Source organism: Lishizhenia sp. (assembly GCF_033720595.1).
In the GTDB taxonomy this organism is placed as follows: Bacteria; Bacteroidota; Bacteroidia; order Flavobacteriales_D; family Crocinitomicaceae; genus Lishizhenia.
Genome location: NZ_JAWWCF010000048.1, coordinates 1 through 17,483, shown reverse-complemented (window position 1 = coordinate 17,483; position 17,483 = coordinate 1). Strand labels below are relative to the sequence as shown.

Annotated in this window: 16 protein-coding genes and 2 tRNA genes; 6 read left to right on the top strand and 12 right to left on the bottom strand. The window is 37.6% G+C overall.

The window, feature by feature from the left end; genetic code table 11:
* Positions 1–50: 50 nt before the first annotated feature.
* Positions 51–1,349: a cytochrome ubiquinol oxidase subunit I gene (locus R3333_RS05265; protein WP_318957739.1), complete on the bottom strand. Its 1,299-nt coding sequence runs from the start codon at positions 1,347–1,349 to the stop codon at positions 51–53.
* 236 nt (positions 1,350–1,585) lie between these two features.
* On the opposite strand from R3333_RS05265, the gene R3333_RS05260 reads away from it, so the two are divergent.
* Complete coding sequence (locus tag R3333_RS05260) at positions 1,586–4,075, top strand: DUF5686 family protein (protein WP_318957737.1); 2,490 nt, start codon at positions 1,586–1,588, stop codon at positions 4,073–4,075.
* A gap of 187 nt (positions 4,076–4,262) precedes the next feature.
* Here R3333_RS05260 and R3333_RS05255 read toward each other — a convergent pair whose 3' ends face one another.
* The 10 genes from R3333_RS05255 to R3333_RS05210 all read right to left on the bottom strand — a co-directional run bounded on the left by R3333_RS05255 (position 4,263) and on the right by R3333_RS05210 (position 12,771).
* Positions 4,263–4,994, bottom strand: a complete 732-nt coding sequence (locus R3333_RS05255) for a tRNA-uridine aminocarboxypropyltransferase (protein ID WP_318957736.1) — start codon at positions 4,992–4,994, stop codon at positions 4,263–4,265.
* Positions 4,995–5,429: 435 nt separating this feature from the next.
* Positions 5,430–5,504, bottom strand: a tRNA-Val gene (locus R3333_RS05250).
* A 27-nt stretch (positions 5,505–5,531) separates the two neighbouring features.
* Positions 5,532–5,606, bottom strand: a tRNA-Val gene (locus R3333_RS05245).
* A 96-nt stretch (positions 5,607–5,702) separates the two neighbouring features.
* On the bottom strand, positions 5,703–6,923 hold the full coding sequence (locus tag R3333_RS05240) for a folylpolyglutamate synthase/dihydrofolate synthase family protein (protein WP_318957733.1): 1,221 nt from the start codon (positions 6,921–6,923) through the stop codon (positions 5,703–5,705).
* Between the two features lie 4 nt (positions 6,924–6,927).
* Positions 6,928–7,665: a hypothetical protein gene (locus tag R3333_RS05235; protein WP_318957731.1), complete on the bottom strand. Its 738-nt coding sequence runs from the start codon at positions 7,663–7,665 to the stop codon at positions 6,928–6,930.
* Positions 7,666–7,675: 10 nt separating this feature from the next.
* Positions 7,676–8,110, bottom strand: coding sequence for an ExbD/TolR family protein (locus tag R3333_RS05230; RefSeq protein ID WP_318957730.1), 435 nt, complete (start codon positions 8,108–8,110; stop codon positions 7,676–7,678).
* 6 nt (positions 8,111–8,116) lie between these two features.
* Positions 8,117–8,815, bottom strand: a complete 699-nt coding sequence (locus R3333_RS05225; RefSeq protein ID WP_318957729.1) for a MotA/TolQ/ExbB proton channel family protein — start codon at positions 8,813–8,815, stop codon at positions 8,117–8,119.
* A gap of 47 nt (positions 8,816–8,862) precedes the next feature.
* Positions 8,863–10,290 (bottom strand): sodium:proton antiporter NhaD, encoded by a 1,428-nt coding sequence (gene nhaD, locus R3333_RS05220; protein ID WP_318957727.1) that lies wholly within the window; start codon positions 10,288–10,290, stop codon positions 8,863–8,865.
* 25 nt (positions 10,291–10,315) lie between these two features.
* On the bottom strand, positions 10,316–11,545 hold the full coding sequence (locus R3333_RS05215) for a Glu/Leu/Phe/Val dehydrogenase dimerization domain-containing protein (protein ID WP_318957725.1): 1,230 nt from the start codon (positions 11,543–11,545) through the stop codon (positions 10,316–10,318).
* 155 nt (positions 11,546–11,700) lie between these two features.
* Entirely contained in the window at positions 11,701–12,771 is a 1,071-nt protein-coding gene (locus R3333_RS05210) for an anhydro-N-acetylmuramic acid kinase (RefSeq protein ID WP_318957723.1), read from the bottom strand.
* A 66-nt stretch (positions 12,772–12,837) separates the two neighbouring features.
* Here R3333_RS05210 and R3333_RS05205 point away from each other — a divergent pair, with 66 nt between their 5' ends.
* The 4 genes from R3333_RS05205 (at position 12,838) to R3333_RS05190 (ending at position 16,042) form a co-directional block, all read left to right on the top strand.
* Positions 12,838–13,980 (top strand): acyl-CoA dehydrogenase, encoded by a 1,143-nt coding sequence (locus R3333_RS05205; protein WP_318957722.1) that lies wholly within the window; start codon positions 12,838–12,840, stop codon positions 13,978–13,980.
* Between the two features lie 189 nt (positions 13,981–14,169).
* Positions 14,170–15,039 carry an RNA polymerase sigma factor RpoD/SigA gene (locus tag R3333_RS05200; protein ID WP_318957720.1) on the top strand — a complete coding sequence of 290 codons (870 nt, stop codon included), beginning with the start codon at positions 14,170–14,172 and terminating at the stop codon, positions 15,037–15,039.
* A 177-nt stretch (positions 15,040–15,216) separates the two neighbouring features.
* Positions 15,217–15,627 (top strand): nucleoside triphosphate pyrophosphohydrolase family protein, encoded by a 411-nt coding sequence (locus R3333_RS05195; protein WP_318957718.1) that lies wholly within the window; start codon positions 15,217–15,219, stop codon positions 15,625–15,627.
* The gene (locus tag R3333_RS05190) at positions 15,611–16,042 is read left to right on the top strand and encodes an NUDIX hydrolase (RefSeq protein WP_318957716.1); all 432 of its coding nucleotides are present in this window, start codon (positions 15,611–15,613) and stop codon (positions 16,040–16,042) included. Before R3333_RS05195 ends, R3333_RS05190 begins: the two co-directional genes overlap by 17 nt.
* Here the strand turns inward: R3333_RS05190 and R3333_RS05185 are convergent.
* Positions 16,034–16,600: a hypothetical protein gene (locus R3333_RS05185; protein WP_318957715.1), complete on the bottom strand. Its 567-nt coding sequence runs from the start codon at positions 16,598–16,600 to the stop codon at positions 16,034–16,036. The two genes, R3333_RS05190 and R3333_RS05185, sit on opposite strands and share 9 nt — an antisense overlap.
* Before the next feature lie 103 nt (positions 16,601–16,703).
* On the opposite strand from R3333_RS05185, the gene R3333_RS05180 reads away from it, so the two are divergent.
* A partial coding sequence (locus R3333_RS05180) for a hypothetical protein (protein ID WP_318957713.1) occupies positions 16,704–17,483 on the top strand: 780 nt, incomplete at its 3' end.

Genomic DNA, 17,483 nt, shown 5'->3' with positions numbered 1-17,483 from the left:
GGTAAAACAATATCGCTAAAAAGAGAAATGTGAGTACAATGAATTCCATATTACAAGCTATTTAGTTTTTTTATTTGTCTATTCATTAACCAATACACCGTAATGCTTAAACCAATGTAAATAAGCATGTATAAATAAAAGCTGTATTGTATGCCTTGAACCGGAGTTACGGCATCCTTGGTTTTCATAATTCCATTGATGATCCAAGGTTGTCTCCCTAATTCCGTTACAAACCAACCTGCTTCTAGTGCTACGAAGCCAAGTGGGGTAGCGACTAAAAAGGCGTACAAGAACCATTTCTTTTGGCGCCAACTTTTCTTTTTTATGCTGATTAGGAAAATAATACCCAGAAGGGCAAGAAAACCTCCAATACCTACCATCACCTGGAAAGAATAATGGGTTAAAGCTACAGGAGGGTGTTCATCTTTGGGAAATTCATTCAGTCCTTTTACCTCCGCATCGAAATCATTAAAGGCGAGAAATGAGAGTGCTTTTGGGAGGTGCAAGGCGTAGCTCACTTCTTGGCTTTCTTCATTAACAATTCCTCCAATTAATAAATCTGCTCCTTTTTCTGTTTCGTACAAAGCCTCCATAGCGGCCAATTTAGCAGGTTGTCGCACTGCAATGTCTTTAGCGGCAATGTCACCACTAATGGGCATTAAAATAGCTCCTATGGCACCAATGCTTAGGGCGATGGTGAAAGCTTTAAAGTGTATATCAGATTTTTTCTTTCTGTAATACTGCCATAAGTGTAAACCTCCAACAGCAAAACCTACAGCAATGAAAGCGGCGAGTGACATATGTAGTGCCTGAGAAAACCAAGCATCATTCAATAGGGCTGCAATAGGATCAATGTTGCTAAATACCCCGTCTTTATAATCAAAACCGCTCGGTGCATTCATCCAACCATTTGCGGCTACAACCAAAATACCTGAAGTCAAACCAGAAATTCCCACAATAGCACCTGTCCACCAGTGGAACCATTTGTTTTTAATGTTTTTCCATCCGTAGAGGTAGAAACCTAAGGCTATTGCTTCTACAAAAAAGGCGGTTCCTTCTAAAGAGAATGGCATGCCGATAATTGGACCTGCGTGTTTCATGAACTCTGGCCAAAGCAATCCTAACTCAAAAGAGAGCATAGTACCAGAAACCGCTCCTACCACAAAAAATATAGCCACACCTTTTTGCCAGGTTTTGGTAAGCTGTAAATAAAGGTCGTTACCAGATTTTAAATATTTGTAATGTGAAATCATCATCAGGAAGGGCATAACCATTCCTATGGCGGCAAATACGATGTGAAAAACCATAGAACTTGCCATTTGGAGTCGTGCTGCGAGGAGTTCGTCCATAGGGTCCAATTTAATGCGAAAAGTATCGCGTTTCTTTGGAGGGTTAAATTACTAAAGCTATCGTGGAAAAGGAAGTTTTAAAGAACTATTTATAGGATGATTGTCTCATTTTTGAACGCTAATATTCAGCACGAGACAAGGGGCTGTTTATTTCTGTTTTTAGTCATTAAATTTTAGGAGTTCTTGTGAATGATGTAACTTTTACGGGTGTCAGGAGTCAAATAGAAAACACGAGTATGAAATTCTTTTACCTACTATTTGTTGTATTTATTTCTCTTTTAAGTCATGGGCAGGTTTTAAAAGGAAAAGTGGTAAATGATCAGGGAGAAGGAGTGCCTTTTGCTCGGGTAGGGGTAATCAATACTGCTTATGGTACGCTCACCAACGGAGAAGGGAAGTTTATTTTGAAATTGGATACGGGATACTTTCAACTGTATGTGAGAGCTGCTGGATATGAAGAGAAGCTAGATAGTTTGTTCGTGGGGACTGGAGAAACACTTCGAAATTATACCTTGGAAGACGAAGCGCTAGAGTTAGAAGAAGTCGTGATTACCGAAGATTCTAGGAAAAAAAGAGCCATGGCCTTTATGCGTCAAGTTATCGATGAGAAAAAGCAGTGGGAGGATAAACTCTCGGCTTATTCCATGGACATGTATGTACTCAGTAGTTTGGAAATGGAAGTCCCCGATTCTTTATTGTACAAACAGCCTTCTGGGAGAAAGAAAATGAACCTTAATGAATTTGTTGCGCGTTCTTATTACGAGACGCCAAACAAGTATAAAGATAGCGTTGAGGCTTATTTAGATTTATCCGATAAGAATAATGCAGGTGGAGTATCAGTAAGTATTCAGATGGATGGTAACTCTGGGTTGGCTCCCCAGCAATTTGAAATGAGTAACCCTTACTTGTTTGTACAAGGTTCCAAGGATGCTGATGTAAACCTCTTCAAAAACGCTCAAAATTTACCAGGTGTTACGACGCATAACTTAGTATCGCCTTTGTCTTCCCTGGCACTTCTTTCTTATACCTATGACATAGCAGAATTGTATTATGATGAAAACAACGAGGAAATATACGTTATAGAAGTTCTTCCGCGCTTTAAAGAAGCTCCTTTGTGGAGTGGTAAGCTGTATTTTCACAAGGAAAGTAGGAAGTTGCTGTCTGTAGATTTATCGCTTTCTAAATCCGTATTGAACTATTTTAAAGAGTTTCATTTCATCTGCGATTATGCTTTTGTGCAAGAAAGAATCGTACCGGTAAGAAAAGAGTTTATTTATAGTTTAAAAGAGGGGAAGAAAACTTTTCATGGCGCCATCAGAATTAAACAAGAAAATTACCAGTTTCATCCACGAAGTTTGAATGCGAAGTTTTGGTTAACTCCGAGTGTTATGAACGACTCTGCATATGACAGGGACAGTATGTATTGGGTACACGAAAGGCCACTTCCTTTAAAACAAGAAGAGCTGGTTTTTATACACGAACAAGACAGTATCTTGCGCTATCATCAAAGTGAAGAATACCTGATGAAAAGAGATAGTATATTCAATGATTTCAGTATTCTCAATATGATTTTTAATGGTGTCGGTCATAGAAATACCTTTAAAAAGCAATCCTTTTATGTTATTCCATTAATTCAACAAGTGGTTCCATTTGGGGTAGGTGGATATAGACATCGTTTAGGCGTGCGTTACACTCAAGGTACTAAAACGCACAAAGAATTTATGATCAATCCGCTTTTGGATTATGGTTTTCGAAACAAAGATCTGAAATGGCAATTCAATGGATATTATAAATACAATTCGCTCAATTTTGCGAAGATTGGTTTTGAAGTCGGTGATATTTATGATTTCATGACCAGTTACCAAAGTATACAAGGAACGATTGCTCCTGCCAACCGTGTGCGCAATAAAAAGTGGAGTGTCTATCATTTTTCAGAACTAACAAACGGACTCTACCTTAAAGCAAGCATGGAATACTCAGACCGCATTAATATTTCAGATATAGAATATCCAGAGTGGTCGAGTTTGTTCGGTAATTTTCAACAACCCAACGATTTTGAAGGCTACAGAATATTTATGACAGAACTTTATTTTGAGTATCACTTCCAACAGCGCTATAAAATTAGAGACGGTCAGAAAATAATACTGGGATCCAAGTGGCCGGTGGTTAGTTTTAAACATAAAATGGGGGTGCCTAAATTGTTGGGTGGACAATCCAATTTTAGTTATGTGGAATTGAAATTAGAGGATGAGATAGATTTTAAAAATTTTGGTGAAACCGATGTTTACGCACTTGCGGGAAGTTTTTTATACAAGCAAGATTTAAGGGCGGTAGAATATAAGTTTTTCAGAACTTCAGACCGTTACTTTTTCTCCAACCCTGTGTATTCACAACAAAATTTAGACACGGCCTTAAGTACGGCAAACAGCTATTTTCAATTAAACTTTATACATCATTTCAAAGGTGTCTTTTTAAACAAAGTCCCGCTGATCAATAAATTGAAATTAGAAGAAACTATTGGAGGAAGTTATATGGCCATACCTTCGAGTAACTTTCAACAAGTGGAGTTATATGCGGGGATAGAACGACAGTTTAGAATCAAGAAAACCATCTTCAAACTGGGTGCCTACGCGGTGAGTTCGAAGAGTAGTTATGGTCCTGCCCAACTCAATTTTAAATTCGGTATTAACTTCTATAACGCCTTTTATAAGAAGTGGGATTATTAAGTAGGTGCTCCTCCCTCCAAGAAACTTGGGGGCGCGCTATCCCTTTTAGTCCTCCTTTGGCTATGCATTCAACTTAAAGCTTTATAGAGCTTCTAAGGTCGCTCTATAAAGCCCTAGTTTCATTCCATAGCCAAACTCCGGGCTGCCAGTACTATCGCTAGTAGGGTTTAAATACGAATACTATTCTCTATCTATTTTCCTCAAAAATGATATTCCTTTCAGATGCTTTCTTGTACATGTTTTTGGGTGCGATTGTTGGGTTTTTATTCGGTCGGTAATGATTCTTATTGTTGGGGTCTAGAATACAGGCGATTTGTTGCTCTATCATTTTTTCAAAAGGAAGCAGAAAGCTATCTGTATTGCACGTTTCAAACTTTGCCGTTTTAAGTAGGTTAATTACGGTGTATACCGACTCAATCGTACTCAAACAAAGTGGCTCCGGTTGTTGCTTTATAATAAACTTAGATTTAATCTCATTATCAAAACTTACTCTTTTCAGTGTTTGTAAATTGGTACTTAACCTGAGCATTTTACGGGCGCATGGCCACGTGCCATCTAAAATAAAGATATGCGGAGTTTTGTCAAAAAATGCATTGATTTCTGTGCTGTTCTTTACGGATAAATTGAAATTGTCATTTCCGGGGTAGAGTAAGAAAGCGCTATTGTCTTCGTTGTTCAGGATTTCATTCACCCGTTTGTTCTCACTAAAATCTACGCCAACAATCACCTCAGAGTTTTCTAGCTGGAGATTCGTCATATAACCCGTACCGTTTTTTTCTTTCCGAGCCTCTTTCGGGTGCATAAGAATAACGAAACGCGTTTTGGTTTTTATAGGACGAACATGTTTACAGATACAAGTGCTCTTAGATTTCTTGCACTGGTAACACTTTTCTCTTGGATTTTCAATTTCTACACGCAAGGTAAATGTCTTTTTTTAGCTTAAGCCAACGCAGCTAATTTAATTCAGGAAACAAAATTACTCAATTTCTAATTTCTTCTCTTTCTATCTCAAGATTAGATATTGAAAAATGTGAGGAATAAAAATCTATGATCCTTTTTCGGTATCTCGACTCCGCTCGATAACCTAGGTTAACAATAATAATTATCATAAGGTTTCCGAGCGGAGTCGAGGAGCCGGCAGTTTAACTGTTCATTCATCTATTTCTCTAGCACACTAGTTTTTGATTAACATTGATTGGTGATCTGCCAAGCGTATTCGACGGAAGTCAAGAAACAAACCGATAAACGAAACTTCTAAATGGAATACTATTCTAAATAAGGTGGAATAAAGTTGTAGAAAAGTAAAGACATAAAAAAAGGCCAAGCTTAAAATAAACTTGACCTTTTTGTTCGGTGGGCGATACTGGATTCGAACCAGTGACCCCCTGCTTGTAAGGCAGGTGCTCTGAACCAACTGAGCTAATCGCCCGAGAGAAAGTTATTAGAGTTTTAAAAGTGGGCGATACTGGATTCGAACCAGTGACCCCCTGCTTGTAAGGCAGGTGCTCTGAACCAACTGAGCTAATCGCCCAATAACTTTCTTATTTCAAGTATCACTCTGTGTTCCGTTGAACCGTGATTGCGGGTGCAAATATAAGGGGATAATTCTAATTAGCAACTAAAAAAATTAAAAAATTTCATATAAATTTTCCAATAAGAAAAAACTTCCAAAACATAGAATTGTATCTTCTTGACCCGCTGTGTTTTGTGCTTCGGTTAATGCATCAGAAACTTTTTTAAAATATTTTGCATTTAAACCATTTTTCGTTGCATTTTGCTCCAAAAGCTCAATTTTCGCACTGCGTTCATTTTTGAATTCAGAGAGGAAATAAGTGGCGTTTTTTGGAAATAAAGGAAAAATTGACTCGAAATCTTTATCATTTGAACTTCCATACACAATCAAAAGTCCTTCTTCATTGAAATTAGAAAGTAAATTTTTAATGCCATCGGCGTTGTGAGCAGCATCAAAAATGATCCTTGGCTGTTCTTGGACCAAGTGCATTCTTCCTCTTAAACCTGTATTTACGTATAAATTCTGAAGTGCTTTTGCAAAGTTTTGTGCTACATCAATCGATTGGATATAGGTTTCCTTTACTAATACTTCAATAGCTTTATGTGCTGTTCTGTAGTTTTCTTGGAGATAATTTGCCAAAAGAGTAGAAGGTGTATCTAAAGCTTCATTGCTGAAGTAAAGAGCAGCTTCTTTCTCCTTCGCTATCTTTTCCATCACTTCTACTACTTCCACACCTTTAGTACCTAAGACTACAGGTGTTTCCCTTTTAATAATTCCACCTTTCTCCGCCGCAATTTCCTTTATCGTTGTACCCAGGAAGTTGGTGTGTTCAAGACCTATGTTGGTGATAACACTCAGAATTGGGGAAATGATATTGGTGGCGTCTAATCTTCCTCCTAAACCGGTTTCAATTACAGCAAAATCTACTTGCTCTTGTTTGAAATACTCCAAAGCCATCACAAAGGTGATCTCAAAGAAAGAAGGGGAGTAGTCGAGTTTTTGTGCTTTTACTTTCGCTACAAAATCAACAACAAAGTCTTCTTTTACTTCCTCACCATTGATGCGTATACGTTCTGTGAAGCGTTGTAAGTGGGGAGAGGTAAACAAACCTACTTTATACCCTGCTTCAGTTAGAAATGAGGAGATATAAGAACAGGTACTCCCTTTTCCGTTAGTACCTGCTACATGTATAGTTTTGATGTCGTTTTGAGGGTTGTTGAAAATAGCACAAAGCTTTTCAACATTGTATAGATCGGGTTTATAGGCTTTCGCTCCTATGTTTTGGTAAGAGGGAAATTGTTGAAACAACCAATCTATTGTTTCTTGATAAGTCATACGATTAATTTGGACGTATAGAAACGGTGTAGAAACATTTTTCTACGCGGTAACCTACAGGTTTTGCTTTGTAGCGAACTTCCTTTTTGGCCAAGGAAATAATTTCGTCTATCAAAGCTTCATTCTCCGCAGTTGTTACGTTTCTGTTTACAGATACTGAAATTACTTTACCTTCGTAGTTTACGGTAAGTATTAATGCAACTTTACAGTATTCTGAATTGGGTGTTTTTGGGGTAGAAGTAATGTTTGAAAGTCTAACTCTTTCACCTTCCGATCCACCTTTCCCAGGATTACCTGTTCCTGGACCGGGTCCATTATCCTCTCCCATGCTAGTACCTGTTCCTGTTGTTCCTTGTCCTCCCGAACCACTAAAAGGGTTTGCGGGTTCTGAAGATTCTTGCGTTGCAGGTTGTGTATTAGGCGTTTTGTTTTCGCCTGTAGAGGAAGGTGTTTCTACAGGAGAATCTTCTTGTGTTTCTTCTTCTCTTGTTGGTTCTTCTGCAGCAACAGCATCCGTTGCAGCTTCAGGAGCTCCACCACCTCCATTGTCTATCTCAAATGCATCTATTCCTTCTGGGAATATCATTTCAGCCACTAAAGGCACATCTAATTTGGGAGGATCAGGCTCGTGATACTTTACAAAAAATAAGATGAAAGCAGCGACAAGCATAGCGAGTAAACTCGCTATGATCGCCTTTCTATTGTCTCTTTTATCTACTATTTCAGCAAAGTAACTGCTCATAATATAAGTGTTAATCGTAAGCCAACGCAGGGTTCCATTCTCTGTTCTTAGCCAAAGCTAAAATTTGGAAAACCGCTTCGTATTTAGCTTCACGAGAACCTGCAATTTTTAATTTTCTTTCTGGATTTGCTTCTACTTGTTCCACCAAGAATGCCTTTACTTGTTCGTAGCTTCCACCTTCCGTTTTAGTATTGAAAGGGTTGGCTGCATCGTCCAATTGACCCGACATAATTTGGTACAAGTTATCTGCAGTAACAATTACAGTTGTTGTTGTATTTGTTTTTGATGGATCCAGTTTTTCTGAAGGTTTTGGCAAGTCCACCGGTGTATTGTTCTCACTCATTGTACTCATAATAATGAAGAATACAAGTAGTAAGAATACAAGGTCGGTCATGGAAGCCATTCCACCCTCAGCCTTTACTTTATTTTGTGTTCCGAATCCCATAGTCTCTTAGTTTCCTGGTTTGTGCAATAAGTCCATGAACTCCATAGCATCGTTCTCCATTCTGTAGATAACTGTGGTAATCTTCGCCACTAAATAGTTATACCCCATGTAGGCGATAATACCTACAATCAATCCTGCTACAGTTGTAACCATAGCTGTCATAATACCTGGTGCGATAGTGTCTAACTGTAAAGAATCCAAGTTCTTCATCTCGTTAAAGGTTTGTACCATCCCTAATGTAGTTCCTAAGAAACCTATCATAGGTGCTGCACCTGAGGCAGTCGCTAAAAAGCTTAAACGCTGCTCCAACTTAGAAATTTCAAGTTTACCCGTGTTATCTATCGCAGAAGAAACCACATCTACGTGCTTTCCTAAACGAGAAATACCTTTTTCAATCATTCTTGCTGATGGTGTATTGGTTCTTGCACAAAGATTTTTGGCATCGTCAATTTTACCATCCACTAGCATTTGTTTTACATTGGTTAAGAAGTTTGGGTCTATTTGACTCGCTCTTCTCAAAGCTAAGAAACGCTCTACGAAAATGTAGATGGCGTATACAGACATAATGGCTAACACGATAAGGACAATAGCTCCCATGGGAGTTGATCCTGCATCTTTTACAGCTTGCCAAATGGCTACTTCTTTGAAATCTTCAGAAACAGCAGTGCTGTCTGTTGCAATTTGCATTAAAAATGAATGATTCATACTCGAATAAACGTTGAAATTTATAATTTGTTACATGTTGTGTTCGATTAAACGAACATCTGAATTCCTAGGTAAACTCCAGCTCCTGCTAAGAAACCAAGAAGCGCTAACCAAGCAATATTTTTTAAGTACCAGAAGAAAGAAATTTTCTCCATCCCCATTGCTACAACTCCTGCAGCAGAACCAATGATTAACATAGATCCTCCTGTACCAGCAGAGTAAGCAATAAAGTGCCAAATGTGACTATCCATTGCATATTCAGGGTTGGTCATATCAAACATACCCATTGATGCGGCAACCAAAGGAACGTTATCAATAATTGCTGATCCAACTCCCATAAGGGTAATGAATAAATCTACGGGCATGCTTTCTTCTACATTCTTACCAAAAATGTAAATCATACCTAATGACTCTAACGCTGCTACTGTCATCAATATTCCTAAAAAGAATAAGATAGAAGGCATTTCGATTTTACCCAAAGCCTTGAAAGTAGGAGAAGAGTGGTGACCAGCATCTGGGTTGTGATCTGCCAATTCTCCCATTTCTTCTTGTTCAATTTCCTTACTGGCACTTGTTAAGTTCAATTGTCTGTTAGAAATTACCTCTGCAACGGCAGCTACGATAGATAAGGATAACATCATCCCTACATAAGGAGGAAGGTGAGTAACCGTTTTAAAGATAGGAACGAAAATAATCATACCTAATCCTAAGTATAACATTAATGGACCCTTAGAATTGTTTTCTTCTTCTTCAACTGGAGCTTCAAATTCTCCTTTGAAAGCAGGTAAGAAAGAAGCGATAACCGTTGGGATTACCATACAAACCAGAGATGGGATGATTAAGAATTCAATCAATTTCCCTGTAGAAACTCTTTCTCCCATCCACAACATAGTTGTTGTAACATCACCAATTGGAGACCATGCTCCACCTGCGTTTGCAGCAATAATGATCAAACCTGCATACCAGATTCTGTCTGAGTTGTTTTTCAATAACTTTCTTAAGATTGTAATCAATACAATAGTAGCTGTTAAGTTATCGATGATAGCAGAAAGAACGAAAGCTAGGATACAAACGATCCAAAGCAAGGTTCTTTTCTTATTTGTTCTGATGTAATCTTTAATCGTTGCAAAACCGTTGAAATGATCAATGATTTCAACAATTGTCATAGCTCCAACTAAGAAGATTAAAATCTCACAAGTTTTACCAAAGTGGTGTAGAAGAGTTCCCTCCATCCATGACATCTTTGTAACTTCATGATGACTTTCTGAGGTCGTTGCTAATTGCGCAAATCCGTCTACTAAATGGTGGCTATCTGAATCAAACCAAGTTGTAAAGCTATCCAATCCAAATGCTACTCCAGCCCAAGCTAACGCCATCATTAATAATGCTGGAATTAACTTATCAACCTTAAGGTTGTGTTCTAAAGTAATGGCTAAGTATCCTAAGATAAATACCGCTAAAATAAATCCTTCCATGATATCTAAAAAATAGTAATATTGGTTATACTAGTTGTTTTAAAGCGATTTCAAATGCCGCTTTAGCAACTCCTGTTTTTTGTGGGTTTTTTAAGTGTGTTTGTTCCAAAGCTTTTTTGATTACTTCAGAAGTATCTTCGAAAATTCCTTGATCTGTTAATTCATCTAAATCAGAAGACATTAAGTAAGCGAATACTCTAGCCATTCCACAGTTAGAAATGAAGTCAGGAATTACCGTTAAATTGTTGTCGGCGAAATCAGCGATTGAACCGAAGAAGATTTCTGGATCAGCGAAAGGAACGTTAGCTCCAGCAGAAATTACATCTACTCCTGATTTAATCATTCTATCTACTTGGTCTTGCGTAATTAAACGAGATGCTGCACAAGGAATGAATACGTTTGCGTCAATGTCCCAAATTCTAGCGTTAACCTCTTCGAAAGATAACATGTCTGGGTGACTCAATTCATTTCCGTTTTTGTTCAAGAATAATTCTTTAATTTCTTCGAAAGAGAATCCGTCTTCTTTGATCAATCCGCCAACTCTGTCGATGATACCAACCACTTTCGCTCCCATTTGAGATAAGTAGTAAGCTCCAGCAGAACCAACGTTACCCCATCCTTGAACGATAACTTTTTTATCTCTGATGTCTCCACCCCAGATGTTGTAATAGTGCTTGATAGATTCAGCTACACCGTAACCAGTAATCATATCAGCAATTACGTATTTTCTATTGATGCTTGGTGTAAATGATTCGTCTTCGATTACTTTAAGTACACCTTGACGTAACTGACCAATTCTATTAATTTTTTGAGCTTCTCTTGGTTGGAAGTGTCCGTTAAATACACCTTCTTGTGGGTGCCAAACTCCACAGTCTTCCGTAATTGGAATAACTTCGTGAATTTCGTCAACGTTTAAATCTCCTCCTGTACCGTAGTAGTGCTTTAACAAAGGAGTTACTGCTGCATACCAACGTCTCAAAACACCTTCTTTACGACTGTCTTTTGGATCAAAGTTGATTCCTGATTTAGCTCCACCGATTGCTGGTCCAGCCACGGTGAACTTCACTTCCATCGTTTTCGCTAAAGATTCAACTTCTCTTTTATCCAAACCTGGACGCATACGCGTACCTCCACCGGCTGCTCCACCGCGAAGTGAATTAATTACAACCCATCCTTCTGCCTCTGTTTCAGAATCTTTCCATTCGAATACGATCTCTGGACGCTTGTTTTCAAACTTGTTCAGTAACTCTTTCATTGTGTTTATTTATATCTAATTGTGCTGTGTTTTACACACAGTTTGAAGTTATTTTTTAGTCTCCATTTTTAAGTATTTCATACTTATTAATAGAAACTGACGGCAGCAAAAGTAAAAAACTTATTCTAAGCAAAGAATCAATCAATTGAAAATATCTAAGGCTCATAGGTATTTCCACCTTTAGAATCTGCTTTTGCACCGGTAACTTGCGCCAAACAATTGTTTTCGTTACGGAGGTTTAACACGCCCAAAAATGCAAAAATCAAAGCTTCTTTAAAATCTATCATGTCACTATTCGGAAGCTTTATATTACCTGAGTATTTTTCCTTGATTTTAGCCATCAAAAAGCTATTTTTCGCACCCCCACCTGTAATCATAACAGAAGCAGCGTTGTGCTTTTCTAAAGTTTGTGCAATTTGATGGGCAATGTGTGCATAAAAAGTCCCTAGTTTTTCCTGAAAACTATAGCTTTTCAATAAGGGGTATATTTCCTTTTCTACCCATTCTAATCCCAATGATTTTGGAGCCGGTTTTCCGTAGAATTTCAAGGCGTTTAATTGCTTTAAAAGTTCTGTGTTTACGGTAGCTTTACGACCGGTTTGACCATCTTTGTCGTAGCGCTGATTTTGTTCGCTCATGATAGCATTGAGAACGATGTTTGCAGGACAAATATCAAACGCCAAATTATTCTGTTCTGGTAAGCTTATATTGGCAAATCCCCCTAGGTTTAAAAATGCATCCGCCTCACCTTTTAGAAGAAGAGCGTCACCTACAGGAACTAAGGGAGCTCCTTGACCTCCAAGTAATACATCCTTTTCTCTAAAATTGTTAATGGTTTTGATGCCTGTTTGGACTGCAATAGTTTGACCACAACCAATTTGTAAGGTCATGCCTTTTTCTGGTTGATGAAAAATGGTGTGTCCATGAGAAGCAATTGCGTCAATATCTCCTTTATTTATAGCGTTTTTCTCACAAAAGTTATTCACAGATTGAGCGAAATATTCACCAATTTCTTTATTTAAATACGTAAGCTCTAATCCAGAAAGCTGGTGTGCGTTTTTTAGTTTTTGTTGAAAATCTGAAGTGTAATCTATTGTTTCACAGTGAAGAAGCTTGTGATTCCATGTGTTGTTATGGAAATTAAGTTGCGCATGAACGATATCGAGTCCGTCTAAAGATGTTCCCGACATTAGTCCAATCATCATATAAGTTTGTGAGGATGACATATGAAAGTTTTCTGGTTTTCAATAATAAGCTTATTTTTGCCACATCAAAATTATAAAATCATACGGATGAATTTCGATTTAACAGAAGAACATATAGCTGTAAGAGACGCAGCGAGAGATTTTGCTCAGAATGTTTGTAAACCAGGAGTAATTGAGAGAGATAACAACCAAGAATTTCCAGCAGAGATCATCAAGCAATTGGGTGAGTTAGGATTCATGGGAATGATGGTAGACCCGAAGTACGGTGGTGGAGGAATGGATACACTTTCTTACGCTATCGCTATGGAAGAGATCTCTAAAGTTGATGCATCTGTTTCTGTATGTATGTCTGTTAACAACTCTTTAGTTTGTTGGGGATTGGAGAAATTCGGATCTGAAGAGCAAAAACAAAAATACTTAGTTCCTTTAGCTACAGGTGAGAAAATCGGAGCATTTTGTTTGTCTGAACCAGAAGCTGGTTCTGATGCAACATCGCAAAGAACTACTGCTGTAGATATGGGAGATCACTACGTATTAAACGGAACTAAAAACTGGATTACAAATGGTAGTTCGGCATCTGTTTACTTAGTAATTGCACAAACTAACCCAGAGTTAGGACACAAAGGAATTAACGCATTCATCGTTGAAAGAGGAATGGAAGGATTTGTTGTTGGAGCAAAAGAAGATAAAATGGGAATTAGAGGATCTGATACTCACACTTTATTGTTCAACGACGTAAAAGTTCCTAAAGAAAATAGAATTGGTGAAGATGGATTTGGTTTCACTTTCGCTATGAAAACTTTATCTGGTGGACGTATCGGTATCGCTTCTCAAGCTTTAGGTATCGCAGCAGGAGCATTCGAATTAGCAACAGCTTACTCGAAAGAAAGAAAAGCTTTCGGAAAAGAAATTTCTAAGCACCAAGCTATCGCCTTTAAATTGGCAGATATGGCTACTGAAATTGAAGCAGCAAGATTGTTAGTATACAAGTCTGCAAGAGATAAGGATATGGGAAGAAACTTCGACCAGTCTTCTGCAATGGCTAAATTATACGCTTCTAAAGTAGCGATGGAGCAAACAGTTGAGGCTGTACAAATCCACGGAGGTTACGGATTCGTTAAAGAGTACCACGTAGAGCGTTTAATGAGAGATGCTAAAATTACACAGATTTACGAAGGAACTTCTGAAGTTCAAAAAATCGTTATTTCTAGAAATGTGTTGAGAGACTAATATTTTTTAGAAAATATATTATTGAAAAAGCGAGACTCCTAGCGGGTTTCGCTTTTTTGTTATGTAAAAAAATCAACAAAACCAAAAAAAACTCCAACCTTTTTAGTTAGTACTACGTTTATAATATAACAGCTTATCTTTCAACAAAGTATAAGTTGGTTCTTTTCTTATCTTAAAACTGTTAGCGCTATGAGACAATTAAAAATTACCAAACAGGTTACCAACCGGGAAACTGCTTCTCTCGACAAATACTTGCAAGAAATTGCTAAAGTAGATTTAATTACCGCCGAAGAAGAAGTTGAATTAGCCAGAAAAATCAAAGAAGGTGATAATCGCGCTCTAGAAAAATTAACGAAAGCGAATTTAAGGTTCGTGGTTTCTGTTTCTAAGCAATACCAAAACCAAGGTCTTTCTTTACCTGATTTAATCAATGAAGGAAATATGGGCTTGATAAAAGCTGCTAAGCGATTTGACGAAACCCGTGGTTTTAAATTTATCTCATATGCTGTATGGTGGATAAGGCAATCCATTTTACAAGCCTTGGCAGAACAAGCACGTATTGTACGTTTGCCGCTGAATAAAATTGGATCCATCAATAAAATCAATAAAACCTTTTCGGAATTGGAACAGCGTTTAGAGCGTCCACCAAGTGCACATGAATTAGCAGAGTCTTTGGATTGTACTGTGGAGGAAGTGAGAACTGCATTTGCAACTTCTGGTAGACACGTATCTATGGATGCTCCATTGAAAGAAGGAGATGAATCTTCTTCATCAATGTATGATGTACTTCCCAACGATGCATTACCAAGTCCGGAGAAAACTTTATTACAAGAATCTCTGGCGAAGGAAATCAATAGAAGTTTATCTACGCTTACAGCAAGAGAAGGTGATGTAGTAAAATTCTATTTTGGATTGGACGGAAGAGCTCCACTAACTCTAGAAGAAATCGGAATGCATTTCGATTTGACACGAGAAAGGGTGAGACAAATTAAAGAAAAAGCTATAAGACGTTTGAAACATACTTCTAGAAGTAAGATGTTGAAAATGTATTTAGGATAATTCCACAATAACTACTACTACGAGAACCGATGTTAATGCATCGGTTTTTTTTATGTCCGATCTTCAGGGAAGAAAATCCGTAATGTGTGTATAGCCCTTCGTTATTGTGAATAAAAACTAAGCGTTGACCTAATGTTCTCTTCTGCATTTATAATATCTTGGCAGAAAACACGAAGCATGAAAAAAGATTTTGCAGATATCATCAAGGCCGTAGAGATATTTCACGACAGTTTTGGTATTAAAAATGAATACACACCAAAAGGAGAGATTAGCGAAGCTGATTACACTTTGCGTCACCGCTTAATGCAAGAGGAAAATGAAGAGTACCTAGAAGCAGCTAAAGAAGGGGATTTAGTAGAGGTAGCTGATGCTTTGGGCGATCAATTGTATATTTTATGTGGAACTTTATTGAAACACGGTTTACAAGATAAAATTGTAGAAGTTTTTGAAGAAATTCAGCGATCAAATATGAGTAAGTTGGATGAAAATGGAAATGCCATTTATAGGGAAGATGGAAAAATTTTAAAATCTGACTTGTACTTTAAACCAAACATAAAAGCTGTATTAGAAGGTGCAGAAGCAATTTAATATTCGCGTTTACGGTTTGTTAACCAATAATCAAGGAGATGTACTTCTTTCGGATGAAAATAGATTTGGAAGAAGTTTTACTAAATTTCCTGGAGGTGGATTAGAGTGGGGGGAAGGTTTTAAGGATTGTTTGGTCCGTGAGTTTCAGGAAGAATTAAGCCTAGAAATAGATGTTGGAGATCTTTTTTACTGCACCGATTTTTTTCAGCAATCCGCCTTCAATGAGAATGATCAATTAATCAGTGTTTACTATTGGGTAAAAGCAGTCAATAGAAGCTTTGGAAGTGATCTTCCAGTTACGTTAACGGATGCCGAAGAACAACCAAGGTGGAAACCGCTCGAAAGTATTGGTCCAAAAGATTTAACTTTTCCAGTGGATAAAATTGTTGCTCAAAAATTAAGCGAACTACATTAAACGTTTTTGAACATACTGCTCTATTCTTCCATAAAACTGAATAGGGCTGTAGGTTCTCCAAGATACATCTTCTAATTCTCCTCCCATTACAAAATATTGGTCGAGATGTATTTCTTTGAACTCTTCCATGACGTGGTCGTGAAAATTCACCATGGCTATCCAACCATCCTCCAATTCATCAAACCACTCTTCATAATAACTATCGTCTGAATAGTGAAAATTAAGTACATTTTCTCCTATAATAACGAACTTATCTATACCGTTCTGCATAAGATGTTCAATAATATCGCGTTTAAGTGTCATGATATCATTGTTAATCGCATCGTTCCATTCTCCTATGAATTCGAGAATGCAAAATCCGATTTCGTAATCGGCATAGAGTATTTTCATAAAGAGGGTGGGTGAACCAAAATTATCCCATTGGGGATGAATAGCAAAGTTGTAGAGAGCATCGCTGAATTCAAATTCAGAATATTCTCGTTCAAAGAAAGGTGAATACGCGTCTTCAGAAGCAACGTAGTAATCTCTCCAACTAAAATGAGGTTCAATAAAATGCATAGGCCAAAGTTAGTTAAAAAGCATGGCTAGAGAAGTAAAGCATGATGCTATTTACAGGATAAGTTTAACTTTGAAATACAATTAACAAATAAATTTTCTTTACATGAAAAAAATGAAAATCATCTTAGGTCTTGGATTGGCGGCAGTGCTGTTTTCTTGTGGTGAGAAGGGCATAAAAGGATTGAAAGCCGATGAGCTTTTAGAAAGCTATGTTGCTACGCATGCATCAGTTGTAGCATACGGTGCTGTTGATTATAATCAAATTGTAAATAAGTCAGATGCTAAAAACTTACCGATGTATGGTGAGGTTTTATCGAATACGTTAGACACCTTTAATTTGGCGTTACCAGATGATGTTCGCGTATATTTTGCAGTTGAAAATTCAGATACTACTGATGGTTTACCTGCTGATAAAGGAGTGTTAATTTTAGATGTGAAAGATCATCAGAAATTAGTAGATCAAATCGTAAACATGAGTTTTACGAATTTATCGGAAGAAGAAGAATTATCGATTTTTGTTAGTGACAACCAAGTGATTGCTATTACTCCAAAAATGGCTGTTGCTTTTGTTGAAAAGGAAGAAATCATGGATCCTGTACCTTACGTGAAAGATTTCTTTGCAAAGAACAAGTCCAAAGAAAAGCAAGAAGTAGCCCATGAGGTCTTGTCTGATGATGCAGATATCGTATTGTGTACAAAACCTGATGCGATGTACCTCGAAGCAGCTGCATTTAGCACAGATGTAACGGAGGCGCAAAAAAAAGCCACTTTAATGTACATGAAAGATGCCCAGTTTAGAACAAGTGTACGTTTTGAAGAAGGGCAAGGGGTTATTACTACCAAGGCATATGTTAATGATCAGTTGAAAGATGCCTTATTCTTC